The sequence below is a fragment of the Paenibacillus sp. TSM33 genome, from assembly GCF_056099025.1.
Genome location: NZ_JBLZXB010000018.1, coordinates 66,088 through 91,359 on the forward strand (window position 1 = coordinate 66,088; position 25,272 = coordinate 91,359).

A 25,272-nucleotide genomic window follows, 5' to 3' on the forward strand; every position below is an offset into this window, starting at 1 on the left:
TGGACAATATGCTGAGAGAAATCTGGAAGCACCGGGCCGTTTATGCTGCGATCTCTCCATTTTATTTGCTGTTTGGCATCTTTGGCTTGTTTCCGATTGGCTTTTCATTGTACCTGGCGTTTCACAAATGGGACGGGATCGGAGACATGACCTACAACGGCTGGGGCAACTTTCGTTACCTTGTGACAGACAACGAATTTTGGCAGGCTGTAGGTAATACGTTTGTGATCTGGGTGTACGCCACGATTCCAATGCTATTTCTAGCACTCATTGTTGCCTTTCTGCTTTATGCCCCTTTTGTGAAAATGCGCACCTTATGGCGAGTTGGATTCTTCCTGCCCAATGTGACATCTATTGTTGCTGTGGCCATCATCTTTGGCGCCTTATTTGCCAACAATTTTGGCTTTCTCAACTACCTTTTGCAGCTCTTGGGACTACCTATGATCCAATGGCTGAATGTGCCATGGGGTATCCAAATCGCCATTTCTTCCATGGTCGTCTGGAGATGGATGGGCTACAACGCCATTATCTATCTGGCTGGGCTCCAGAGTATCCCACATGTGCTGTATGAGGCCGCCAAAATAGACGGGGCAACCGGAGCGCAAGCTTTTTTCCGCATCACCATTCCCATGCTGCGCCCAGTCATTTTGTTTACGGTCATTACGTCCACCATCGGTGGCATGCAGCTGTTCACCGAGCCACAGGTCCTGGTCGGTAATGACGGCGGTGCCGGGGCAAGTGGCATGACCATCGTTTTATACCTGTACCGCGAGTCGTTCATTAACAACTATTTTGGATATGGCGCTGCTGTCGGATGGGGCATGTTTCTCATTATTGCTCTATTCTCCATCATCAATTGGAAACTCGTTCAAGGTAAAAAATAACGATGGAAGGAGCTTTACCACATGATGCAGACACGTGCAAGATCCATTGTTTTATATGCCGGGCTGTTGGTAGGTATCATCCTGTCGATGTTTCCATTTTACTGGCTGATTGTTATGGCAACCCGTACGACCTCAGACATCTATCATTTTCCGCCACAATTGTGGTTCGGCAGCCACTTCCTGGATAACATCACGAGAGTACTGCAGCAGATTGATTTTACCGGCGCCTTTTTTAATACCCTTTTTGTAGCCACTTCTGTTACCATATTGGTGCTGTTTTTTGATTCACTGGCCGGTTTTGCATTCGCAAAGTTTGATTTTCCGGGCAAAAAGGTGCTATTCGTCATTCTGCTAGGAACAATGATGGTCCCTTCACAACTTTCGCTCGTTCCCTCCTTTGTCATGATGGCTTCCTTTGGATGGGTAGGTACGTTCAAAGCGCTCATCATCCCGGGTATGGTAAATGCCTTCGGCATTTTCTGGATTCGCCAGTATGCAGAAGAATCCATTCCCAAGGAGCTGCTGGATGCGGGACGTATGGACGGGTGCAGCTTTTTTCGGCTGTACTGGAATGTAGCACTGCCAATTTTACGCCCTGCGTTCGCTTTTCTCGGCGCATTTACCTTTATAGGAACTTGGAATGATTACTTATGGCCGTTAATCGTTTTAACGGATGAGCGCAAATTCACACTCCAGATTGCATTGTCTCAATTGAACGGGATTTACAATACGGACTATGCGATGGTCATTGCTGGCACCCTGCTGGCTGTACTCCCGCTTATTATTTTGTTTCTTTTCATCAGCCGCCAATTTATTTCCGATCTTGCCGCTGGAGCGATCAAAGATTAGCTTCACTTGATTCCCCTTATTCTTTTCTTGTATAATGGTTAATCGTCATTTCAAATAGCTTACATGGCCAAGTCAGATATTTAATGGGCTAGTCAAGATAAGAGATTACCATGTGATTGAAACGGCACCTAAGCTGCTGGAGGATTTGCACAACTATGAGCATCGCGAAACGATATTATATGCTGGGACGATTGCCCTGAACGGTACGCTGCAAATGGGCTACTTCGGGGATTGGGCTTCGCATACCATTGAACATGCACTATCTGCTGTATATGATATTCCTCATGCTGGCGGTCTAGCGATTCTGTTTCCCAACTGGATGAGACATACAGTGGATCAGGATGCTGCACGCATGAAGCGGCTGATGCTCAGTATGTTCGACTTGGACACTGTAGGTAAAACTGACAGAGAAATTGCCTTGGAAGGTATTGACCGTCTAAGTGCGTTCTGGACAAGTCTTGGTGCCCCTTCTACCCTGGCCGATTACAACATTAATGATGAACAATTGGAAAACATCGCAAGCATTGCGGCCCGTGAAATGGAGCACGGAGGTTTCGGTAATTATCAAAAGCTGAAACAGGAAGATATTTTAGCTATTTTGCGTGCATCGTTATAACAATTAAAAGGGAGTGTCCTCAAGCCTGTGATGGCTGAGAACACTCCCTTTTAGTATTTATGAATTCACCGTTTGTCCTTTTTCTTCTACTTGGATAGCCGCCCCTACATTGGCACCTGCAAGAATACCCTTGTCCTTATTAGGATACAAAGAATTCATATAGGTTCGGGTTTCTGCAACGACAATTCCCGACAAGCCGAGCAGTGCAATTAGGTTTGGAAAAGCCATCATTGCGTTAAAAATATCCGCCAGCAGCCAAATCGCATCCAGTTTAATGAACGCGCCCCCGCCAACCAGTACAATGAACAAATAACGATAAGGCTTGATCCACTTAACCCCAAGCAAGTATTCAACACAGCGTTCCCCGTAATAGTTCCAGCCGAGCATGGTGGTGAATGCGAACATAATCAGGATGATGGTGAGCAGCTCTGCTCCCAGCGGAAATGCACTGGAAAAGGCTTGCTGAGTCATCAAGCCTGCATCGGTAGGCCCGCTCCACACCCCGCTAACCAGTAACGTCAACCCGGTCATCACACAAATAACCATCGTATCAATAAATACGCCTGTCATGGAAATCAGCCCTTGTTCTGCAGGCCATTTGGTTTTGGCAGCCGCGGCTGCAATCGGTGCGCTGCCCAATCCAGCCTCATTGGCAAAAATACCTCTGGCTACCCCGCTGCGCATCGCCAGCATAATCGTAGCTCCTGCAAATCCACCCGTTGCCGATGTAGTTGAAAATGCCGAATGAAGCACAAGCGCGATGGCAGCAGGAAGCTGGTCAGCAAACCGAATCAGTACAATAATACAAATCAGTACATATAGTCCTGTTTTAAAAGGAACAACCTTCGTCGATACCTTGGCAATGCTTTTGAGTCCTCCAATGGTCACAAGAGCTGTAAGGACAGCAATAGTCAATGCTGTTACAATCGGCGGAACGCCAAAACTATTTTCAGTCGAAGATACAATCGCCTTGACCTGAGGAAATGTTCCAATTCCGAACAACGCTACCAGCATTCCCGAAAAAGCAAACAACATTGCCAATGGTTTAAAACGGCGTCCAAGGCCTTTTTCAATATAATACATCGGACCGCCGGAGAATTGTCCATTCCGATCCTTCACCCGGTATTTTACCGCAAGTACACCTTCTGCGTATTTCGTCGCCATCCCAAAAAAGGCTGCAACGACCATCCAGAACAAGGCCCCTGGCCCGCCCAGCTTAATGGCTGTTGCTACACCGACAATACTTCCTGTACCGACGGTAGCCGCCAGAGCCGTACTCAAAGCCGCAAAGCTGCTTACATCCCCGCTACCTTCGTTCGGTGCCTTACCGATGAGCTTGATCGCCAGGGGCAGGCGGAATACCTGCAACATTTTTAGACGTATGGTCAGCCATAACCCCGTTCCCATCACAAGGATGATGAGAGGCGCCCCCCATATCCAACTGCTAATCGTTTCTAACACATGTACCAAATTCATTTCAACCCGCTCCTCCAGCATATTAGAAAACAAAAAAGAGTCAAATCTGTTGATTCGACTCCTGGAGAGGTTAAAGGCACGAAAAATACAACCATCTTGTGCAGGATTCACCTCTAAAAGCTCATAAAAAGCCTAGGGCACTCCCTGTCACAGGTTATTCGCGTCTCTGTCCTTTTGCCTGAGAGTTTAAGCAGATGTGATCTGCGGTGCACCTTCGGCGCCCAATTAAGGGTCTCTCCAGAGTTCTGTCCGTTTACGGTCCCTGCTCGTTGCTGTAAATCAGCCTAAGCACCTGAGAGTTTTGCCCCTTCGGTTGGAACTTTCATTCCATCTCCCGCAAACATCAACCAGACATATGAAATTTTTATTCATTATACAGAAAAATTTCAGTTTATTACAAGTGAAAAATTTGTGAAGCCCTCTGAAAGAATCGATAGGGTATCTATACAAAAAGCGGGTACAGCAGATTGCATCCTGAGGATTTTCTCTGCTGTACCCGTCAAAACGATATGGAATTACAATTCTTCACCGTTGGTTGCTATCACATTTTTATACCAGTTAAATGAGTCCTTTTTGGAGCGTTGAAGCGTTCCGTTACCGTCATCATCCAGATCAACGTAAATAAATCCGTAGCGCTTGGACATTTCGGACGTAGACATGCTCACAAGGTCGATAGGACCCCAGCTGGTGTAACCAATTAGATCAACACCGTCAGCAATCGCTTCCTTCATTTGGGCAATATGCTGACGCAAGTAATCAATGCGATATGTGTCATGCACAGAGCCGTCTTCTTCTACCTTATCATACGCACCCAGGCCATTTTCTACGATGAACAGCGGCTTTTGATACCGATCATAAAACGTATTTAGTGTAACACGCAGGCCGATCGGATCGATCTGCCATCCCCAGTCGGAAGACTGCAAATATGGATTTTTCACACCGCCAATCAGGTTCCCCGCTGCCTTCTCTCCTTCTGGACCTGCCGATACGGTCAAGGTCATGTAGTAGCTAAATGAGATAAAATCGACCGTGTTATTTTTCAAAATTTCGGCATCGCCGGATTCTGTTTGGATCACAATATTATTCTCTTCAAAATAACGGTTCATATAGTTGGGATATTCCCCACGTGCATGCACATCCGTAAAGAACAGGTTCATTTGATTTTCATGCTGTGCTTTCAGGATATCCTCTGGGTTACACGTATGTGGGTAGCTTTCAATGCGTGCCAGCATACAGCCGATCTGAGCGCCCGGAATGATTTCATGTCCCCGTTTGGTGGCCAATGCACTTGCTACAAATTGATGGTGCAATGCTTGATATATCGCTTGTTGCTTGTTTTCTACACGGTCAATAACCACACCGCCGCCTGTAAACGGGCTCATGGTCATGACATTGATTTCGTTAAAGGTCAGCCAGTATTTTACTTTGTCTTTATAACGTGTAAATACCGTTTCGGCATATTTTACATAATGATCTACGACTTCGCGTCCCAACCAGCCATTATACTTCTGTGTCAGACCTAGCGGTGTTTCATAATGTGACAATGTTACCAAGGGCTCAATACCATGTTTGCGCAGCTCATCGAATACATTGTCGTAAAATTGCAATCCTGCTTCATTCGGCTCGTCATCATAGCCATTCGGGAAAATCCGCGACCAGTGGATGGACATCCGGAATACTTTAAAGCCCATTTCTGCAAACAAGGCAATATCCTCTTTGTAGCGGTGGTAAAAGTCCACACCTTCACGCTTTGGAAAACGGGCGTTTACCTTCCCTGCCAAGATGTCCTCCAATCGTTCGGACGAAATTTCTATAGCATGATCGTTCTTACGTTCTGATTTAGGTACATAGGCTATCATGTCTGCGCTGGACAGGCCTTTTCCATCTACGTCAAAAGCACCTTCCAATTGGTTGGCTGCAGTTGCCCCACCCCAGAGGAAGTTTTTTGGGAATCCTTTTAGTGTCTTTGTCATGGTATGAAAACCTCTTTTCTTAATTAATGTTTTCACTTTAGTCAATAACCCATCAGGTGCTGCAATGCGAATCCATAACTAACGGTAACCGTTCTCCTTTGAAATGCATCAATAGATGCTTTAAAATAGACGTAATGCCCTCATAAGCATCCTAATTGTTGTAACGCGTTTCATGTCAAGTATTTTTTCTTAGGTGAGGAGAAGCATCATGTCGAATCTGGATCAAATTGCAAAACTGGCGGGCTTTTCCAAAGCTACGGTATCCAGAGTGCTAAATCAGTCCCCCCATGTAAGCCAAGAAACCAGAGCTAAAATTTTAAAAATCATGCAGGAATTGGATTATGTTCCTAATCGGAATGCGATTTCTTTATCCAAGGGCCAAACGCTTCAGATTGGTATCATCACATCAACTATTAATGAAATTGTTCTGGCATTTCTGGACAGTTTTGTAGAAATCGCAGGACAATATGAATTTCAAACCATTATTTATACTTCGGGAGAAGACAAAAAGAAAGAGCTTCAAGCTTTCGAGGATTTAAAAAGAAAAAGAGTCGATGCGCTGGTCATCATTTCCTGCGTGAATGACACTGATTTTTTAAGTACTTATTGCAAATATGGACCGATCGTGGCATGGCAACGTATGGAGCATACCGATATTCGCTCCGTCGCTATGGATCAATATGAAGGATACATGTTAGCGCTCAAACATTTGATACAAAAAGGCTATACACGTATAGCCAATGCTTTTGGTCGTCCAAGCAGCATCAATACTCACAGCAGACAACGAGCCTATGAGCAGATCATGAGTGAACACAATCTGCCGGTGCTACCGCACTGGAACTATTCTTCTATTTATAACATTCGTGATGGCGAACAGGTCGTGCGCAATTTGTTACAGCATCGTGAGGAATTTCCGGAGGCTATCTTGTGTGCTAACGATTATGTAGCAGTAGGCATTCTCTGCGAAGCGCGCAGACAATTGCTGAAGGTACCGGAAGATCTGGCGATTGTTGGGTTTGATAACACGGAGCTGGCGCACACCATGGGGATTACAACGGTTCAAAATCCCATTATGGCTCAGGCGGAGAATGCTTTTTTCATGCTTTCCCCTCAGCTGATTGGACGCCAAATGGAGCTTCATCCGCTAGAATACAGACTCATTGAGCGTACGACCACTTAAGGGTACAGTTGACTTGCAAATTAGGCAAATGGGCCTTGATATGAAATATTTTTTTGTCGAAAGAGAATAAAATATGTTGAAATCGCTTTTTTTTGTGCTACAATAGCACTATATCGAAGGATTGTGACCGGTGATGCGGGCAATGCCTGAGTTCAATTGAGTGCTATTGCTAACAATAGTATTGAATTGTGCTTGGGCATTTTTTATTGGTAAAGGATGGGAGGGGGAACTTCAATGATTATTGAGAAGGTGCTCAATAACAACGTCCTGTTGACTAAAAACGATAAAGGCAAAGAGGTCATTGTCATGGGAAGAGGTATTTCCTTCAAAAAGGTGGCTGGCGACCAAGTCGATGATCATAAAATAGATAAGATTTTCATGTTAAATGAAAACGAGTTCACGGCCAGATTAACTGAGCTGCTAAACGATATTCCTGTATCTCATCTGGAGGTCGTGAATGAAATCGTGACCCATGCAGCAGAAGTGCTGGATACGGAGTTAAGTGATAACATTTATTTAACATTGACCGACCATATTCATTTTGCCATACAGCGGGAAGAAAAAGGGTTGGCACTCAAAAACGCGATGCTGTATGAAATTAAACGCTTTTATAAAAAAGAATTTGCAGTTGGACTGGATGCTCTGCAAAAAATTGAAAATACGCTCGGTGTAAAATTGGGCGAAGACGAAGCGGGATTTATTGCACTGCATATGGTGAATGCACGGATCGATGGTAACGAGATGAAGGCTACACTGAAAATGACCGAGATTGTCCAACACATATTGAACATTATTACGTATCATTACGGGATTGTGCTGGATGAGTCTTCTTTTAGCTATTCGAGATTTTTGACACATTTGCAATATTTTGCAATGCGAGTGATTCGCAAAGAGGTTATTCACAGTGGTGAAGAATTTTTGTACAACCAGGTAAAGCAAACATATACCGAAGCTTTTGCTTGTGCCCAAAAAATTAATGAGTATCTGGAAAAAACATATGATCAATATTTAAGCAAAGATGAATATGTATATCTAACGATTCACATTCATCGGGTAACTGAGCGTAATAACATATCAGGCTAAAAACTTCATATCCTCATCGTTCATGGATTGTGACTGGTAAGGCAGGCAAAACCTAAACTGATGGTGAAATCGACGTTCCCTCATAGGAGGAGTGCGCAGTTTTCACCACGAGTTTAGGTTTTTCTTGTTTACAAGGTTAAAAAGATGCACGCCGGCGCATCTCAGCAACAAATGTAAACGGTAAATCCTATCAGTAGCAAGAATAACACTTAAGGAGTTCTGAACATGAGTGATAAAGAGCTATCCAAAAAAATAGTGACTCTCGTTGGCGGCGAAGAGAATGTCAATTCGGTATTCCATTGCGCTACACGCTTGAGATTTAAATTAAAAGATCGCACAAAAGCAGACAAAGCTGCACTGGAAGCAACACCTGGTGTCATTACAGTGGTGGAAAGCAGCGGCCAGTTCCAAGTGGTCATTGGTAACAATGTAGGTCAGGTCTTTGAGCATATGATGGCAGAAACAAATCTGCAGGATGCAGATAATCCAAATGCGAAAAAAGAAGAATCTTCCGAAAAAACAAATGTTCTCGGCAAAGCGGTCGATATTATTTCCAGCATTTTCTCACCTCTCTTGGGTGCTCTTGCCGGAGCTGGTTTGCTCAAAGGGATTATGGCCTTAATTGCGTCGCTCCATTGGATTGATACTGCAAGCGGTACGTATCTCATTCTGAACGCTGCTTCGGACAGCGTGTTTTATTTCTTGCCTATATTCCTGGCTATTACATCGTCCCGTAAATTTAAGACAAATGCTTTTGTATCGGTCGCAGTTGCTGGAGCACTCGTCTACCCGGATGTTATTGCAGCGGTGGACCATCCAGCAAAACTGGCTTTTCTCGGCATTCCAATCATTCTGATAAAATATAGTTCCAGCGTAATCCCAATTATTCTCGCGGTATGGGTACAGTCCTATGTGGAACGTTGGTTTAATTCCTTTGTTCATCAATCGGTTAAAAACATTATCGTCCCTATGCTATCACTGCTAGTTGTTGTTCCGTTGACGTTTCTGGCCTTTGGTCCAGTCGGTAACCTGATCAGTCAAGGCTTGGCGAACGGTTTTACATGGGTGTACAATTTAAGCCCATTGATTGCCGGAGCTGTTGCCGGGGCGTTTTGGCAAGTATTTGTTATTTTCGGCGTACATTGGGGCTTTGTTCCAATCATGCTGTCCAACATTGCAACATTGGGTTATGATACGATGCTTCCAATGCTTACAGCAGCCGTACTTTCTCAAGCGGGTGCAACACTGGGGGTATTCCTGAAATCACGAAATACTCAAATGAAAGCTTTGGCTGGTTCTTCTACACTGGCAGCTGTATTCGGGATTACCGAGCCTACAATTTATGGTGTAACTTTGAAATTGAAAAAGCCTTTCATTTACGCTTGTATTTCTGGTGGTATCGGGGGCGCGATTATCGCTTCCGGCGGAGCAACTGCAAAAGCCTTCTCCCTGCCTAGTTTACTGGCGTTGCCAACTTATTTTGGAGCTGGGTTCTTGTGGGTTGTTATCGGCTTACTGGTTGCCTTTGTACTCGCAGTTGTATTGGTTATGATTTTGGGCTTTGATGATCCAAAAGAAGAAGCTGCAAAAACAGAAACAGCATCCGTAAAAAAAGAAGCAACAATTGAAAAGGAAATTCTCGTAAGTCCGCTACAAGGTAAAGTGCTGCCATTGGAACAATCTTCTGATGTTGCTTTTGCTTCAGGCGCTATGGGAAAAGGGATCTTGATCGATCCTACAGAGGGTGTGCTAACATCTCCGGTTAACGGAACGATTACGACCGTATTCCCGACCGGACATGCCATCGGTATTACTTCCAATGATGGAGCAGAAATTCTGATTCACGTTGGTGTTAATACGGTGAAGCTGAAAGGACAATTCTTTGACAAGCGCGTCAAAGAGGGGGATGTGGTGAAGCAAGGGCAATTGTTGCTTGAATTTGATATCGAACAAATTAAGGCGGCAGGCTATACAACGACTACGCCGATCATCGTAACCAATTCCGCTCAATACCTGGATGTACTGAACACCATGGAAACTGAAGTGAAACGTGACGATTACTTGTTGACTGTTGTAGTCTAATGTTTAACTTTCAGACTAAAAGGAGCTTTCCAAATGGAAAGCTTCTTTTTTATACATTATGAGACAAGTGTTACAGCGAAAAATGGAAATATCATATATTGTAAGTTTGAGATTGTAAAAAAAGGAGGATTTCTGTGAAAAAAGGATATATCGCCGGGTTAAGTGTCATTGTGCTGCTTATCATTGGTATCGCTATTTCAGCTGTAGTTAAATTTCAAGACCTGGAGCAGGTAGTTCAGCAGAAAGATAAAGAGATCCAGGCGAGCAAAAGCAATTACCCCGAAATATATGACCACTTGAATGCGGTTACAATGGATGGTTTTAAACAATTGATTCAGCAGGATCAAAGTGTATTTGTCTATGTGGGCAGACCCAGTTGTGGCGACTGCAATCGGTTTGAGCCTAACTTTAACAAGATGATCGAACAGTATAATCTAGACTCCAAAATTACTTTTTTGAACGTCCACAAAATTCATAAGGACAAAGCCCAATGGAATAAGTTCAAAGCCGATTACAACGTAAAATATACCCCTACGATTGCAGAATTCAAAAACGGCAAGCTGGTGGATAAAATAGAATGGACGCCGAAAAGAGATCTCAGTACAGATGCCGTAAAAGAATGGCTGACCTCCAAAAAACTCATTTTATAAGCCTCTTTTCTATCCAATTCATTGAGAACAATACGAGTTGTTCATGCAAAAAAAGGTATTCAAGCGAGCAACGCATGAATACCTTTTATTAATAATGTCGAAATCATTAAACTTGATTAAAAAATAGTTCCTAGCGCTCTTCACTGGCTTCGGATGTACCTCGTTTTTCCCCGTTCATTCCTATATTCTGAGCCCCTTATACAATGCGAGCATCCATCGAATCAGGAAATTCATATCGGATAATATCTGTTTCGGATACGATATGTCCGATTTGTGACTCAATGAATTCCAAATCTCCCTCTACTGCACCTATAAAATGCTTGGTACCAGGTTCTACAACGATGACCATACCAGGGCTGACTGTCTGTGTCATCCCATTGATACAGACGCTTCCGGTTCCTGAAACGATGGTCCAAACTTCTTTTCGAAACTGATGCTCATGATAGCTGATAAATCTCCCGTTCGAAATGACAACACGTTTGGTGATTGTTTGTAACCCGCTTCCCGTTTGTTGATGGGATAAGACCGTTTGCTTCCCCCAAAAGCGCTCCTCAAAACGCGGGCCAATTTCAATTTCTGCCACCATATCCTTAATCCCCGTTGACGATTGTCGATCCGTAACCAGCACGCCATCCGGCCCAGCAACAACAATAATGTTTGGGACATTCCAGATGCTAACCGGAATCTCCAGTTCATTGATGATATGCGAGTCGTGTGATGCTTCCGAAATATACCCGGGGCCACTCAGTTTTGAACTTACTTCCCGCACCAACGAATCCCACGTCCCCAAGTCCCTCCACTCACCATGATATGGAAGCACGGAGAGCTTACGAGTGTGCTCTACTACTGCGATATCAAAGCTGGTTTTAGGCAAGTCTGCGTAATTTGTCGAAAGTGATTCATAATCGGCTGGTAACCCCATTTGCGCCAACACATCTAATAAAAAGCCGAGGCTAAAGGCAAACACCCCACAATTCCATAGGGCTCCTTCACGGATTAAGGCTTCGGATCGGATCAGATCAGGCTTTTCTACAAATGAACTCACTCTATAATATTCCTGGTCAAGTAAAGGAGCTGAAGGCACAATATATCCATACTTATCCGAGGGCTCAGTTGGAACAGCCCCCATCAATGCGATATGGCTTCCTGATTGCTCTAATATCGAAGGCAGCCTGCTCAGATGCTCGAAAAATTCATCCCCCGTATAGCCATCCACTGGCATGACCCCCACGATCTCGTCACGTGATGCACCTGCAATGTCATGCAAGTAAGCTGTAGCCAGGGAAATGGCCGGGAAGGTATCCCGCTGAGTCGGCTCCTCAATCACTACAGCGTCTCCGCCAATTTGCCCCTGAATCAGCTCAACCTGAGTTCCACTCGTAGAGAAATAGGCTTGATCTGCCAAATTCGCCTCATCTAACTGCCTCCATATCCGTTGCAGCATGCTTTCCGGCCGCTCGTCATGACGTAGGATGGAGAGAAACTGCTTGGGGCGGTTGACATTGGATAAGGGCCATAGACGTTTACCCGAACCTCCGGATAATAAAATCATTCGCAAAGATGCAACCTTCTTCCTTTAAATTCATATTTTTCTTACATAATTGGACTGTTTGCTTTTCGTGCTTTTGCCGAATACTTAAGTATGTATCATCGTAGAAAATACATAGTTATGCCATGTTAATGGTATCTTTGTCCGTACAGGAGATGTCAGTCATGCCTATAAAAATACTCATCATCGAAGATCAAAAAAGTTTGGCTGATATGATTGCTCTTCATCTTCAGGAGGAAGGCTATCATACTGAACTAATTTATGATTGTAAAATCGCAATTCCTACATTAATGCACTTTAAGCCGGACATTATTGTGACCGCGCTAATGTTTTCCGGTAAAGTCGAATCTGAGCTGATCAGTCACATCCGTCAATTTACCACGGTTCCTGTGCTCGTCATCTCTAATAACACCCTGCTGAATATAAGAATAAAGGCTCTGGACGATGGAGCAGATGACTTTTTATGCAAGCCCTTCAGTCTGAGGGAGCTAAATGCCCGGATCAAAGCCTTGCTGCGCCGCAGTGGCAGCAACATGCTCACTGAATCACAAACGATAACCCAAAAACTTAAAAAGGTAAGAGTATGGGTCAATGATTACCGTCATAGCCTGTTGGTTGATGACCAGGAAATCGAAGTTACTCACATCGAATTTTCTATTATAAAAGAAATGTCCTGCAATCCAGGGAAAGTTTTTACCCGTAGCGAGCTGATGGATCGGGTCAAAGGCGGAGATGGTGCTTATCTGGACCGTACCATCGACGTACATATCTCCAGCCTCCGCAAAAAAATTGAACGTGATCCTAAAAACCCTCAGCATATCCGCACCGTTTGGGGCAGAGGCTACAAATACGAGATGTAGTCATATAGTGGCGCCTGTTTCCCTCCGGGCAGCTTGCTTCTTATGGAATTTTCCGCTTATTCCATCGCCGATAAGGAAGAAAGCAAGCTGCTCCACCCCCTATCCCTATGACAAACAATACCCAGCCAAAACGGTAGGCTGTAGCCAGAATAATGACAACCTTACCGTTTCCGCTGCCATTCGTTATGAATCCGGTAGTTACCCCATTCACAGACAGACGCGCTCGCTGATTTTCGCTACCCAGCCTGAACTCCCATAGTGGATTGGGTGATTCTGTCTCCCGAATCAGCACCTGCTGATGCATTGGATTATATAGCGTAAAACTACGTTCCATGGAATTTTCACGAGTAGCCTGAATGCTTTCCGCAACGTGTGGTGCCATAAAAAAGGTATCCATATCCGTTCCCTCAAACAGCGTAAATTGATCCACTGTAATCATCGCTTGATAAGGGATGATAGAATATTGCTTCATTTGAAAAAAGCCCGGCTGCTTCTTGTGCGCATGCGCCAAAATCTGAAACTGCATCATGGCAGTTCCTGCCGGAGCCTTCACAATCTGATCATAATGACTCCATTGCTCCTTATCTCTCTCCTCCACCTCATCAATATAGGAGGTTTGAAGAACCTGGGACGCTTTATTTAAGAAAATGACCTTCATGTGCCGACTTCCAATTTGTTCTGACCGTGCATCCAACTGCACAGCATACTCTTGTAGGGGTTCCGCCTTCATTTTTTGGGACGCATAAATATTCCAGTCACAGGAATAGCTAGGCGCGTAATGAATAGATAGTTCTTTGTCCTTGATGGACAAATCCGTCTGGCCAGGTCGAATATCTGCTACACATCCGACATCCGTGCTCAATGATTCCTTCGTGTCCTGCTCAGGTATTACGGTCACTTCCTGCCCGCCCATTCGATGAATATCTGCAAAACGGCTCAATGACGGCACCTGACTGTCCAGTACAAGGGTTAAGCGATATTTTCCCTTGGTTAAGAACAGATTCCTAAATTCGACCCGGCCATAGTCGTTCAGCAGACCGGGAATTTGTATGATTTTCTTGGCAAAACCATCCTGATTAGGCACCGTTTCAATAACCTGATTTTCGGATAATGAGGTAGCGGGTAACTGCTTATACGACTCACCCGTACGAATCGTTCTGTTCAGTACTTTTCCAGTTTCTTCATTCGTCCATTTCATGGTTAATGATCCTTTGTAGCCGGCAGGTAGATTAGCCAAAATTGCTGTGCTAAAGGTTCCTGTTTTGGCGATTTCCACCTCTCTGCTTAACGTCCCTTTTTGATAGCTGATTCCCCGCCCCATACTAAGTCTCGGTAATGCACGTTCCGTCTGCACATTCCCTTGGGCGTTAAAATCGTTCTCTGCCTCCAAGGTGAAAAAGAGCTTGCCCCTCTTCAATGCCTGCTCCACCGGAAAAGATAACCGATCCAGTTGATCCACAGGAACAATCGCAAATTGATTAACCGCATTAAAGCCTTGCAGGTTATTAACCGTGACGGGGTTATCTCCTTTTGCAAAAACATGTTCTCCCAAATCAACCCATTGAAATTGGTTTAATCCCTCATCACGGGTCTTGATGTTAGCCACTCCATCCGGCAATGTGACTTGTAATTTCCCGCCTGCCTTATTCATGAACACTCTAGCATATACATGCGAGGTTTGAAGCTGATCCATCTTTTTATGCATCGTAAACGTGTTGGGCTTGCTGTATTTCCCCAAATCACGCAGCTGAATATCGTGAATCCACCAGTAATTTTTTTGCTGCGGACGCTGGAGGGTTAACAAATCCATTCGCATCCAATAGCTGCCAGGCGGCGAGACGTATTCCCCGTAAAATTTTACACTGTCAAAATTATATCCCTCTGAAGGCGCCACGACATAGCTAACCCCCAGCTCACGCATTTGCTTATCATAAAACCTCATTTTTACATGCATTTTGTTCGTCCCACGACCAGAAACGGTGATATGGAACTGATATGGATTATTTTCCTTGGCTTCTAGCAATCCCGATCTAGCAACCTGCCATATATTACTCGGATCTCCCTTCATAATCTCACCATGCAGAGTCGGCACGTCGTTCGATTCCTCTCGGGGGTTAGCCTGCACACTGAACAACTGTGGATTATCAGGCTTGAAAAAGGTTTCCGTTCTCAGCATAGAGTCAAAATCAAGCACCGTTTTGCCTTCAATACTGCTCATCTGATAGGGTGCCACATCCAGCTTCTTACTGGCAAAGGTGACCGCAATCCCTGCATCCATTTCCATATCAAACGGAAAGTTCCGTATATTTTGGGAGGATAAATACCACAGCCAATCGTTGGTTGAAGCAAAGGTTTTGGACCATTTTAAGAATGCATTACCATCCTCAATGGCATCAAAAGGACGCAAGTAATCCTCTGCCGGGAGCTGTGACAACAGCAAGTCATTAAAGGAGGCAGCCTCCACATAATCCCCTTTGTTGACCGTTTGAATGGTGTTTAACTCAGGCTTCAGCGCGCTGAACAGCACGCCAAAACGGCTGAAATCAAAACCAGGCAGATGACTGTAGCTCTCCAGTCGGCTAAATCCGTAAGGTGTCACAATTTTACTTGCAAGGATATTCATATAGGGCGGTGCCTGATCAAGATTGAATATGGAAAACAAGTCGTTCTTGTACGTGCGTTTCAGCCCGGTCTGACCTTCCAATTGAGACAGGTGAAAATCCTGTCGTTTCTCCTGTCCCTCATATTCGTCATGGTAAACCAACTGGTTGACCCCAAAAGTAGAGAACAACCAGCCTAATCGCGAGCTTAATCCGTTGTCCATGACATACTGCAGAAAATTCATATAGTATGTGATACCGGGATCATTGCCTTCATGATGAAAGATCGTATTTTTAGGAGAAGAGTATACCTGAAAATCTCCAGTTGCCTTCTCGGTGGCCGTCTTGCCTTTATTCCATTTGGGCGTCGCTACTCCGTTATAGCTTTGAATCATATTATCGGCAATTGGAAAATACAGTGCCTTGCTGTCAAAACGATCTGGGTCAGTCAGCTTTTCAGCCATTTGACTATAAGCCTCCGGCACTTGTACCGGCTTGTAGTACCCCTCAATGAACTGGGTACGCAAGGAAGCAAAATATACGCCCAGGCACAAAACGACGATAACAACCGCCAGCTTTTTATACACACGCTGTAGCGGCGATGATCCAAACCATTCCATACATTGAATGACGCCAAAGGTCAGCAACACACCGAAATTAAGGGAAAGCAGACCAATAAATTTGTTAGGATCACGGAAAACCGAACCAATCACAGGGGTTTTCGTAACCAGAATAACAAACCACTTGGCAATGGACGGAAACGTCGTTCCAGTCGCTGCAACCATAAATAACAGCGTAAGGAGCGAGAAGATCAGAATGATCGGATTTTTATGTGAACGTGTCACCATCGCGTACCCGATCAATAGCAATAAGAATCCCCCACCTACATAAAACATCGCAGGCAGTGAGGAAAAGGAGAACATGGGCCACCAATAGCTCAGTAAATAACCCACATTATATAAACTGCTGTTACGGCTGAACAGAGACAACGTATCCACAACGTTGATATTATGCTGAGACGCTTGGGCGTCCATCAACATGCTGCCTACATACAGGGACAACCAATAAAAACTAAGCAGTCCGAAAAACACGCCAAAAATCATGCCTTTACGCAAAAAATTACTGTATAAGGGCTGTAAATAGGCGCGCCCGGCCTTACGATGGGTCCAGGTCAGTTTGAGCAGGAGCAACATGGTGAACAATCCCAAATAAATCATCCCGAAGAAAAAATAATGAATGGCCGCAGCACTAACCGTGAATACCGCAGCCAGCAGGAACAGGTCAATCCAGTTCCGCTGATACAACTTATGGGGATGATAGTTTTTAATTTGTTGAATTTGAAACTTGGGGTCCACCGCACTGAAAAAGAATCGCAGCATTAACGGAAACAAACTATACCCACAGAGCAAATAAATATGCTGGATGCGAAAAATAACCCATGGATTCAGCGCATAAAACAACGAGCCAACCATGATGGCAAAAATACGGGTTTTCGTAAAGCTTGGTGAATAATACACGCTGACCAGTCGCTTGGCAAAGGCATACATCGAAAATGCCGAAACAAATAACAAGCCTGTGATAAACGACTTGAGCAAGACCGGGCCGCTTTCGTCAAATAATAGTGAAAGTCCATAGAAGGGCAAGATGTACAGGATACGTGGAGCATTGAACAAGGTCGAGGTAGACCATCGTTCGTTCCATACCCCGGTTATTTCCTCCAGATACCGATGAGAGGTGGCTCCAAAGGCAATGTCACTGAATACGATTTGTCCTAATCCATAGATGGGGGCAAGATATGCGACAATCGCAGCCAGCATCAATAGGATTGCCGCCATATCGTAACGGTAGCGAAATATCCACTTTTTCATGCTTTTCCCCCTCTCTTGAACCTCTTGTATCTGTTGGTTATCTCGGGCCTATCTATCTTCTCAAATGAACGATGGCCTGCAATCCCTGATCGGTGTTACGCAGCTTTAAGCGACCACCTATAGTCTTCAGATATGCATCCATGTGATACAGGCTGAACGTATGCTCCTGTGCGTTTTGGGAATAGTCTGGCTGGAAATAGCTCCAACGCATCTTGTCATCAATTCCGCCGCCTGTGTCTTCAATGATAATCACAATTTCAGCTTCTTCCAGCCGCGAGCTAACCTTAAGCATGTGAGATTGCCGCTTGGACCGCAGACCCGTTCGGCCCCGTTCCTGATCTCCCAGCTGCTCTCCATCTTGGTTCATGGCCTGCACGGCATTTTCCAGCAGCCCCTGAATTGTTTTGTACAGCATGGGTGCTTGTGCTACAATGGATGGAACTGGCTCTTGCCGCAAGATTACTTGAATGTGCTTCATATTTAGTGAACGGTTCGCCCATTTCAGCGATTCGGACAATACCTCATTCATATCGGTGAAGCTAATTCCGCTATTATCATGCATTTTCTCTTCCAGCTCATCACGCAAGCTACGAACGCCTGTCAGTAACTCTCCTAGTGAGGATTCTTGTCTGAGACGACCCTGGATGAAATTTTCATTCAGCTCGCGGAAATACTCCAATTCCTCATGAGATGCTCCTTTTCCCTGACTGGAAGACACTTCAAAGCGGTTGGCCAGATCTTGATAAAATCCCAACAGCTTTAAATCATCGCCGCCTGTGAGACGGATAGTCTGTTCTTGCAGCTCTTGCAACTGCTGCTCAATCGTCTGCATTAACGGCAAATAATACGTGTCCTGCTGCTGTCGCATATCTTCATCCCGCCGTTGGTCACGCACTTGATTGTTCACGATGGCATCTTTCACAATCCGTTTGCGGAACTGTAAGAGCATAGCCCACAGAATCATGAGTATTAGAGCCATCACCATCCACAACTGTTTGCGAAAGGCGCTAATACGCTGGGCAGTGTCCTGACTGATATCCTTAACCGATATGTAAAGGGCCTCTTCCCCAATGCGGCTGAATCCTATTCCGTATTTCTCTCCACGATCTTCAACGATACCCGTATTACCCTCCAGCAGCCTACGGGTTACACTCGTGATGTCCGTCCGGTTGATATCCCGAATATTTCGGGAAGCCACGATCTTGAATTGACCGTTATAAAATAAAGTCTCATGCTGATTCACCGGCTTACTTTTTACAATTCCACTAAGCATTTCAGCGTCAACTGTACGCACCATAAAACCGCCCGTCTTCGCCGCTTGAATCCTGCACGCTATGTACTGGACAGGCTGATGATCCTCAGTCACAAAAGAGCTTACTGCACAACCATTTTGCAGCCATTTAATCTGCTGGACTGCACTCTTCATCTCACGATTGTCACGTCCGACCATCACATGATACTGTTCATCCAGCACATAAAAAGACTCGCTCTCACGCTTAAACCCCTCAGCATACTGGCGTGTTCCCTGATTCAGCATCTCTCTGCCCAAACTGGACGACAGCTCTTTCAGCTCGGCCTGCCATGCGGCATAACGCTCCGTTATGCTGCCAGACAGTTCCTGCACCTCATACTGGAGCTGCTCGTTCTGAATCTCCGCCAAGTGACCGCTGAATTGCCGCATGACAAACCATTGTAGTAAAGCGGCCAAGAACACTGTCACACACAAAACCATCAGGTACAGGATCAGCTTTTGCCAACTTGGTTTCAACAAAGCCCATTGCTTCATGCCCTGCCCCCTCCATTTTGTTCAAGACGGCTCAAAATCGCTTGCATCAGGCATTCCAGCTCGTAGCTGACCAGCGGTAGCCGTGCGCACAGTAGTCGGGGAGTGCGGCGCTGGAGTGCGGCAAACCTCACAGCGGTTTCCGTTGCCCCGTCCGTCAGCAAAATCAACTCGCATGTTTTTGCGATATATAGACGATCCAACTCTTCCTCGCTGTATGCTCTCAGATCAACAACGTAAATATCATGACGATCGTCCATATGCTGAAGTGCGCTGGAGACAGCCAGGGTCACCCCTGTATGCCGCACAGCATGATATTGGTGAAGAAGACGCATCCCTTTTTCCCAGAGCGCATGTTCAGCCGAATCAAATCGTTCACAAAAAAGACGTAACGCCCGTTCTGTACTGACATCTTTTAAAAATGCCAAAACGCTGATATTATACATGTAGTTCCTCATTTCTTACTTCCTGATTGGAGTTGCGCAGTTCTTATGACACCCCAAAACATTCTATTTGTTGACGACAGTCCTATGGTTCTGTCCCTGCTTGAACGGACATTGACGCAAGAAACATTCACCTTACATACCGCTCACACGCCTAAAGAAGCTCTGCAAGTGCTGGAAAAGTACCCGATTGATGTAGTCGTTTCCGATCTGCTTATGCCTGGTTTGGACGGAATTACGTTCCTTCGTATGATTAAGAAGGATTATCCGCACATTGTACGCATCATTTTGTCTGGTCACCTGCATACACAGTCTATTTTATCGGCAATTAATCAAGTCGGCGTGTTCCGTTTTTTGACGAAACCGCTTGAGCTGGATGATGATACGCTAAAAAAGATACTGTATGAGGCGCTTGATCAGGCCCGACTCAATCGAAACAGCCTGTATGCAGACCAGAACGTCGCGTCCGACCTATCGGAATTTATAAACAGCATTTTGAATGCTCCGTACCGACCGTATGTACTGCTGAATGAACAAGATGTCGTAACCGCCGTACACATTGCACTTGCTGAGCTGTATCCTGTCGGCTGCTCACTGCGTCATCCTGATGGTGAAGGTATTCAGTTAACTCCGCATTCATTATATATACCGTATGAGGAGCCGGAATCTTCCGATCCCGACCTGTACTCGTTGGATACACTAACCCTCGGACATTCATCGTTACGCCTTATCCGCCTTAGCGAGATCGCCTGAGTGGCGGGTGCCGCCCTTTAACACGGCGGCTACCCCAATCACAGTCAGGCAGGTATACATCCACAACATCCCCGCCGTCAGCAGCGGATGGCGGATGTAATTTTTCACATTCCCCCATGTATACAACACCGGTCGGAAGAAGTACCAACGTTCCAGCGCCTTTCGCAATCCACCCTCTTCAGATGACATCGTACGATCCATCACCGAGAAATAGTAAGCTTTTTTACGTAATACATCCTGCAGATATACCTGCTTTTCATCATGATATACCCGTGTAAATACCGCCCGGCGAATGACTCCGCCAGACTCTATATAGCGCAAGGTCGGCTGTATTTCCTCAAAAGCAATCTGCTCCGCATTAAATCCGCCTGTTGATTCGTAAGCGCTCATTCGCCAGAAGCGTGCAGCTTCAATGGAGCGTTTTCCCAAGGTTTCTCCCGCGTTGTTGATTACATTACGCTCGAAAACCTTCACTTTGGAGAAAAAATTATTTGCTTCCGAATATGCCTCCTCCGGAACAACCAAGGCGCCAATATCCTGATGATCGTCAAAAAAGTCTATACTCTGCTGAATCAGATGTTCGGCTAAAATCATATCGGAATCCAATACAAATATGTATTCGGCCCCCAAGTGTTTCGCTTCCTCGACTGCCCTGACTCTCGCAACTCCCCGCTCTCCATGAGGAAGCTCTAGCACTGTTACGGGGACCGAACTTCCTGCTGACAGCATATGAATCGTCTCAACCGTCCGGTCATTGGAGCCATCATCGGCAATTACAATATGCAGATCCTTGTAATTTTGCCCTATACAGCTTCGCAAACAAGGCTCTATCGTACGTTCATTGTTGTACGTGGAGAAGAGAATGACCACTTTGTCCACTCTGTTCCGCCTCCTCTGTCCAATTCTCCATCAACTGCCCAAACGCGGCAGCTGTATGATCAAAATGGAATCCAAGCGCATATTGATACGCTCGTTCACGGATAGCCATATAATCTTCGCCACCCTTTGCTGCTCTTTCCATTTGTTCGGATAATCCCCGAATATCGCCGTGAAAGCATAAATATCCGCTTTTTCCGAAATCCGTCGCATCCACCAGACCGGGAGAATTGCTGACAATGCTGGGTGTTCCAACGGCTGCCGCTTCGGTAATTGTCAACCCCCAGCCTTCACGCAGGGAAGGAAATACGAGTGCATGGGCACGGCTCATCAGCTCCAGCTTATACTCTGCTGAAACAAATCCGTAAAAGGTAATATCGACTTGCGATTGTCCCTGTTCATCCGGTTCTCCGTATGTCAATCCATACCGTTCTATAATCGGCAATAATTGTTCTGTCACATAGGTTTTATCGGTTTTTCCGGCAATCCATAGCATAGCCTGAGGGAACTTTTCCTTGAGCCGCCCAAAGGCTTCAACGACCAGATCAATGCCCTTATATTTAACAAAGCGTCCGGCATACATAAAGGTCGGGTTAGACTCCTTCGTCAAAAATTGTTCACGCGGCCAATGATCAAACTCAATGCCTTCCGGTAAAAGATGAACACGATCCGGATGAAATCCCAGCTTAAGCAGATCATACCGGGTAGACGGGGATACGGTGAGCGTCCGATCCTTCCGTGCCAGCTTAAGCATGAGGGGCTCCATATGAAATCCAATCATATTTAGCGGAAACCTGGCATTTTCATACCATATTTCTCTTGTTAGCTGATGTATGAAAAAAATTCGCTTGGATGCCTCCACCCAAAATCGGGTAAAAAACTGATGCGTATTCGCTTGATTAATTACATAGGCAATCTGCTGCCGATGACGACGGTAATAGCGCATCGCATAATAAATAACACTGTATATGTTTCCTTTTCGAATATACGTAATACCGTCAATGACTTCATGCTCAGGCATCCCCTCAAATTGGGGTGAGAAATGAATGAACTGAAAACGGCCTTGCTGTGAGCGTTTAAGCATTTCATGGGTGAAAATTTCTGCTCCCCCGCTTTTCGGAGAACGAATGTCACGCCAGGAAAGCAATAGAACTACGATTTTATCGTCCTGTTCAAGTATGGTATTCATGGGGTGATTCCTCCCCTTATCTTTATTTTGAACAAATACATATAGGCATCTACCACAAAGTAGAGAGACATAGCACCGTACACAATGAACTCCGATAGCAAAAAATCGATCGGGTCTGTGTGAGCCATATGAAAGGCTACTAATAAAGCTGCGGCTCCCGCCATCAGACTGAACATAAAGGTGCGTCTGCCCACCAATACGTGCACATGCACAAAAAACAGCACGATGGAAAAAAGCCAATACACCCAGCCTCCCCATGGAATATAGGCCTCAGCCGCCTGGTAAGAGACCCCAAATAATGCGGGAATAGAGGGTGGGAATATATAGGTCGTGCCCACATATACACACAGCGCGGCTACAGCCATTAACCCAGCATAGATTGCAATTAACTTGCCCAGAGCCTGGCGGTCATGTCCCTGCGCACCGATTTTGGGAATAAAGGCAGCAATCAGGCTGTACGAAACGTAATAGACTAATTGGCTGTACTTCAGTGCAATGGCATAGCTGCTGGCCTGCTTAGGAAAGTAATGCTGCACATACAACATGTCGATGGAAATACAAAACAGAATGAATAAATTCGTCATAAGGCTATCGGTGAAATCCTGACCGAGTGACTTCCATAGCCCAGCAGGGATACGTTCTCCACCGTATGTGAAAAAGGACAAGCCTCGGACGGAAACGATCCAGCCATGAAGCAATGACAGCAGCATTCCCCCACAGCTCGCTAATAGTAGGGCTTCCAGCTTTAACCCTAGTGCAGCCAGGACAAAAAACAGGCTTAGCTTCCCTAATACCTCAATGTAATAATTCACATTGAGCGCCAGCATGCGTTCCCTCCCCTGTAAATCTCCACGGCACGAACTCACCAGAATATGCAATCCGATCAAGGCATACAGCATGAACAGCGGACCGGACTCAACGCCCAATAGCGAGCGCAGCAACGGATGAAAGCAAAGTAAAATGATCATGGCAAGCAAAGTTAGCACTAGAGGTGCTTTTAGTAATAGGGAACCGAGCGGTAGGCTGCGTAGCGGAAGCTTCTGGTCACCCTTGGATACCAGCTTGGCGGTTAATAGTTGGATGGATAAGCCCAATACGGACAACAGTGCAAAGAGCGCCAACAGCGCGTTCGCTTGACCATAGGCTTGTCCGGTAAGATACCAGCTCGCTGCAATGTGGAAGAAAAAATTAAATCCGTTAAGCAGCACATTAAAGAGGGGAAACATCAACGAACGCAATCGGTTGTTCACGTGGTTATCTCACCCGCCGATCCAGTCGCCAAATCTCAATGATAGAGCGCAAAAAACGAATGGAATCCTTCCAGACATGAATGTGCGAGCCATCTCGGTCAATGCATTTGACTGGTAATTGCAGCACACGAAGCTGAAGTCGCTTGGCAATAAACATCATCTCCAGATCCAGCGCTAGTCCGAGTTGCTCCTTCAAATGTGGAAACATCCGCTTCACGGCAACCGAGCTCATCACTTTAAGACCCGTCTGGGAATCTACCACACCTGTTGGTAAAAAGGGGCGAGAAACGATCCGTTTGCCAAAGCTGACGATAGATCGCAATAAAGAACGATTCTCGGCGGTCATATCTTTGGTTCCGATCACAACATCATAGTAGCCCTGCTGAACAACATTAATCATTCTGGCAATGTCCTCAATAAAAAAGGAATCGTCCGCATCCACAAATACGTAGTAATCCGCACCGATGGTCCGCATTCCTTCCAGATACGTCCCTGCCTTGCGCGTATTGCGTCCCAATTCCCTTGTTTGAAGCAGTGGACTCAGGTTCTGGTTAATCCGGTTTACGGACAAGTCCGTTGCTGACTCCAGCGCTTTAATCAAGGCATTCGTGCCATCATGGCTGCCATCATCAATGAGATAAATCGAACCCTCTATAATATGGCTGCGGATAAAGACTTGCAGTCGCTCAGCAAAGGTTTTGACATGAACAAAACGTTTCTCTTCGTTGTATACAGACAAGATGAATGCAACATGTTGGCTTTTGGTCGAATACTCGGGATAGAGCAAGCTTTGTATTTCAGAAAGTATTTCTTCGGTATCATTAGCTTGCCAAAATAGCAGACGCAATCGGCCTACTCCGATAATTTGCACCATATGCTGATCACTGAACGGAAAGGTTACATCCGTCACTAATAGCAATGGCATTTGCGGAAATTGGCTACGGATCTGATTAGCTTTCCGCACGGCTTGTCCCGGCTCCCTATAATCTATCAGGCAGCAACTTGCGCCCTCGTAGACTGAAGCTGCCTCCGTGTCTTCACACTGTATATACTGGTAAAAACAAATCACATTGGGATAATCAATAGCCCTGTTGTTATCGCTAAAAATGGCTATAGGTCCCTGCACACAAACCTCTCCTTTTCCTCCGAATAATTCTATTTTGTTGAAAAAGAATTAAAAATGTTTGCTTAGTAAGATTAAATTAATGTCCAAATACTTCATATTTTCTTAACAAAATAGCTCACATCCCTTGATATCTAAGCATTCAAGAGAGGAAAAACTAATTTTCATATTTGATAAAAACAGAG

The 25,272-nt window shown here is 45.3% G+C and carries 18 protein-coding genes, 1 pseudogene and 2 riboswitches; of the genes and pseudogenes, 9 read left to right on the plus strand and 10 right to left on the minus strand.

Features of this window, described 5'->3' with window-relative positions; all coding sequences use genetic code 11:
- Positions 1-8: 8 nt before the first annotated feature.
- From ACN6NF_RS19300 to ACN6NF_RS19310, 3 genes and pseudogenes are all read left to right on the plus strand, one after another.
- On the plus strand, positions 9-884 hold the full coding sequence (locus tag ACN6NF_RS19300; RefSeq protein WP_016818618.1) for a carbohydrate ABC transporter permease: 876 nt from the start codon (positions 9-11) through the stop codon (positions 882-884).
- Positions 885-905: 21 nt separating this feature from the next.
- Positions 906-1,733 (plus strand): carbohydrate ABC transporter permease, encoded by an 828-nt coding sequence (locus ACN6NF_RS19305; RefSeq protein WP_474319121.1) that lies wholly within the window; start codon positions 906-908, stop codon positions 1,731-1,733.
- A gap of 112 nt (positions 1,734-1,845) precedes the next feature.
- A pseudogene (locus ACN6NF_RS19310) lies at positions 1,846-2,349 on the plus strand (NADH-dependent alcohol dehydrogenase); the annotation flags it as partial.
- 57 nt (positions 2,350-2,406) lie between these two features.
- On the opposite strand, the gene ACN6NF_RS19315 reads toward ACN6NF_RS19310, so the two are convergent.
- Together ACN6NF_RS19315 and ACN6NF_RS19320 are read right to left on the minus strand one after the other, a co-directional pair.
- Positions 2,407-3,825, minus strand: a complete 1,419-nt coding sequence (locus ACN6NF_RS19315) for an alanine/glycine:cation symporter family protein (protein WP_474319122.1) — start codon at positions 3,823-3,825, stop codon at positions 2,407-2,409.
- Between the two features lie 156 nt (positions 3,826-3,981).
- A riboswitch (glycine riboswitch) is annotated at positions 3,982-4,076 on the minus strand.
- Between the two features lie 11 nt (positions 4,077-4,087).
- Positions 4,088-4,172, minus strand: a riboswitch (glycine riboswitch).
- A 168-nt stretch (positions 4,173-4,340) separates the two neighbouring features.
- Entirely contained in the window at positions 4,341-5,798 is a 1,458-nt protein-coding gene (locus ACN6NF_RS19320; RefSeq protein WP_474319123.1) for a glycoside hydrolase family 1 protein, read from the minus strand.
- Positions 5,799-6,006: 208 nt separating this feature from the next.
- On the opposite strand from ACN6NF_RS19320, the gene ACN6NF_RS19325 reads away from it, so the two are divergent.
- The 4 genes from ACN6NF_RS19325 (at position 6,007) to ACN6NF_RS19340 (ending at position 10,793) form a co-directional block, all read left to right on the plus strand.
- Positions 6,007-6,978, plus strand: a complete 972-nt coding sequence (locus ACN6NF_RS19325) for a LacI family DNA-binding transcriptional regulator (protein WP_474319124.1) — start codon at positions 6,007-6,009, stop codon at positions 6,976-6,978.
- A 234-nt stretch (positions 6,979-7,212) separates the two neighbouring features.
- The gene (licT, locus tag ACN6NF_RS19330) at positions 7,213-8,061 is read left to right on the plus strand and encodes a BglG family transcription antiterminator LicT (protein ID WP_016818607.1); all 849 of its coding nucleotides are present in this window, start codon (positions 7,213-7,215) and stop codon (positions 8,059-8,061) included.
- A 225-nt stretch (positions 8,062-8,286) separates the two neighbouring features.
- The gene (locus ACN6NF_RS19335) at positions 8,287-10,143 is read left to right on the plus strand and encodes a beta-glucoside-specific PTS transporter subunit IIABC (protein WP_474319125.1); all 1,857 of its coding nucleotides are present in this window, start codon (positions 8,287-8,289) and stop codon (positions 10,141-10,143) included.
- A gap of 134 nt (positions 10,144-10,277) precedes the next feature.
- A complete protein-coding gene (locus tag ACN6NF_RS19340) occupies positions 10,278-10,793 on the plus strand; it encodes a thioredoxin family protein (RefSeq protein ID WP_474319126.1) in 516 nt (171 codons plus the stop codon).
- Positions 10,794-10,989: 196 nt separating this feature from the next.
- On the opposite strand, the gene ACN6NF_RS19345 is transcribed toward ACN6NF_RS19340, so the two are convergent.
- Positions 10,990-12,345 (minus strand): sugar phosphate nucleotidyltransferase, encoded by a 1,356-nt coding sequence (locus ACN6NF_RS19345; protein WP_474319127.1) that lies wholly within the window; start codon positions 12,343-12,345, stop codon positions 10,990-10,992.
- A gap of 161 nt (positions 12,346-12,506) precedes the next feature.
- Here ACN6NF_RS19345 and ACN6NF_RS19350 point away from each other — a divergent pair, with 161 nt between their 5' ends.
- Positions 12,507-13,202, plus strand: coding sequence for a response regulator transcription factor (locus ACN6NF_RS19350; RefSeq protein WP_474319128.1), 696 nt, complete (start codon positions 12,507-12,509; stop codon positions 13,200-13,202).
- Between the two features lie 40 nt (positions 13,203-13,242).
- On the opposite strand, the gene ACN6NF_RS19355 is transcribed toward ACN6NF_RS19350, so the two are convergent.
- The 3 genes from ACN6NF_RS19355 to ACN6NF_RS19365 are packed head-to-tail and all read right to left on the minus strand — an operon-like array spanning position 13,243 to position 19,899.
- On the minus strand, positions 13,243-17,670 hold the full coding sequence (locus ACN6NF_RS19355; RefSeq protein WP_474319129.1) for a hypothetical protein: 4,428 nt from the start codon (positions 17,668-17,670) through the stop codon (positions 13,243-13,245).
- Between the two features lie 52 nt (positions 17,671-17,722).
- Positions 17,723-19,456: an ATP-binding protein gene (locus ACN6NF_RS19360; RefSeq protein ID WP_474319130.1), complete on the minus strand. Its 1,734-nt coding sequence runs from the start codon at positions 19,454-19,456 to the stop codon at positions 17,723-17,725.
- The gene (locus ACN6NF_RS19365; RefSeq protein WP_474319131.1) at positions 19,453-19,899 is read right to left on the minus strand and encodes a hypothetical protein; all 447 of its coding nucleotides are present in this window, start codon (positions 19,897-19,899) and stop codon (positions 19,453-19,455) included. Before ACN6NF_RS19365 ends, ACN6NF_RS19360 begins: the two co-directional genes overlap by 4 nt.
- A 45-nt stretch (positions 19,900-19,944) precedes the next feature.
- Here ACN6NF_RS19365 and ACN6NF_RS19370 point away from each other — a divergent pair, with 45 nt between their 5' ends.
- Entirely contained in the window at positions 19,945-20,649 is a 705-nt protein-coding gene (locus tag ACN6NF_RS19370; protein ID WP_474319132.1) for a response regulator, read from the plus strand.
- Here ACN6NF_RS19370 and ACN6NF_RS19375 read toward each other — a convergent pair.
- The 4 genes from ACN6NF_RS19375 to ACN6NF_RS19390 are packed head-to-tail and all read right to left on the minus strand — an operon-like array spanning position 20,617 to position 25,090.
- On the minus strand, positions 20,617-21,528 hold the full coding sequence (locus ACN6NF_RS19375; RefSeq protein WP_474319133.1) for a glycosyltransferase family A protein: 912 nt from the start codon (positions 21,526-21,528) through the stop codon (positions 20,617-20,619). The genes ACN6NF_RS19370 and ACN6NF_RS19375 overlap by 33 nt on opposite strands.
- Positions 21,488-22,714 carry a glycosyltransferase family 4 protein gene (locus ACN6NF_RS19380; RefSeq protein ID WP_474319134.1) on the minus strand — a complete coding sequence of 409 codons (1,227 nt, stop codon included), beginning with the start codon at positions 22,712-22,714 and terminating at the stop codon, positions 21,488-21,490. The genes ACN6NF_RS19375 and ACN6NF_RS19380 overlap by 41 nt, the downstream gene beginning before the upstream one ends.
- The gene (locus ACN6NF_RS19385; RefSeq protein WP_474319135.1) at positions 22,711-23,964 is read right to left on the minus strand and encodes a polysaccharide biosynthesis protein; all 1,254 of its coding nucleotides are present in this window, start codon (positions 23,962-23,964) and stop codon (positions 22,711-22,713) included. Before ACN6NF_RS19385 ends, ACN6NF_RS19380 begins: the two co-directional genes overlap by 4 nt.
- A 4-nt stretch (positions 23,965-23,968) precedes the next feature.
- Positions 23,969-25,090, minus strand: coding sequence for a glycosyltransferase (locus ACN6NF_RS19390; RefSeq protein ID WP_474319136.1), 1,122 nt, complete (start codon positions 25,088-25,090; stop codon positions 23,969-23,971).
- Positions 25,091-25,272 lie beyond the last annotated feature (182 nt).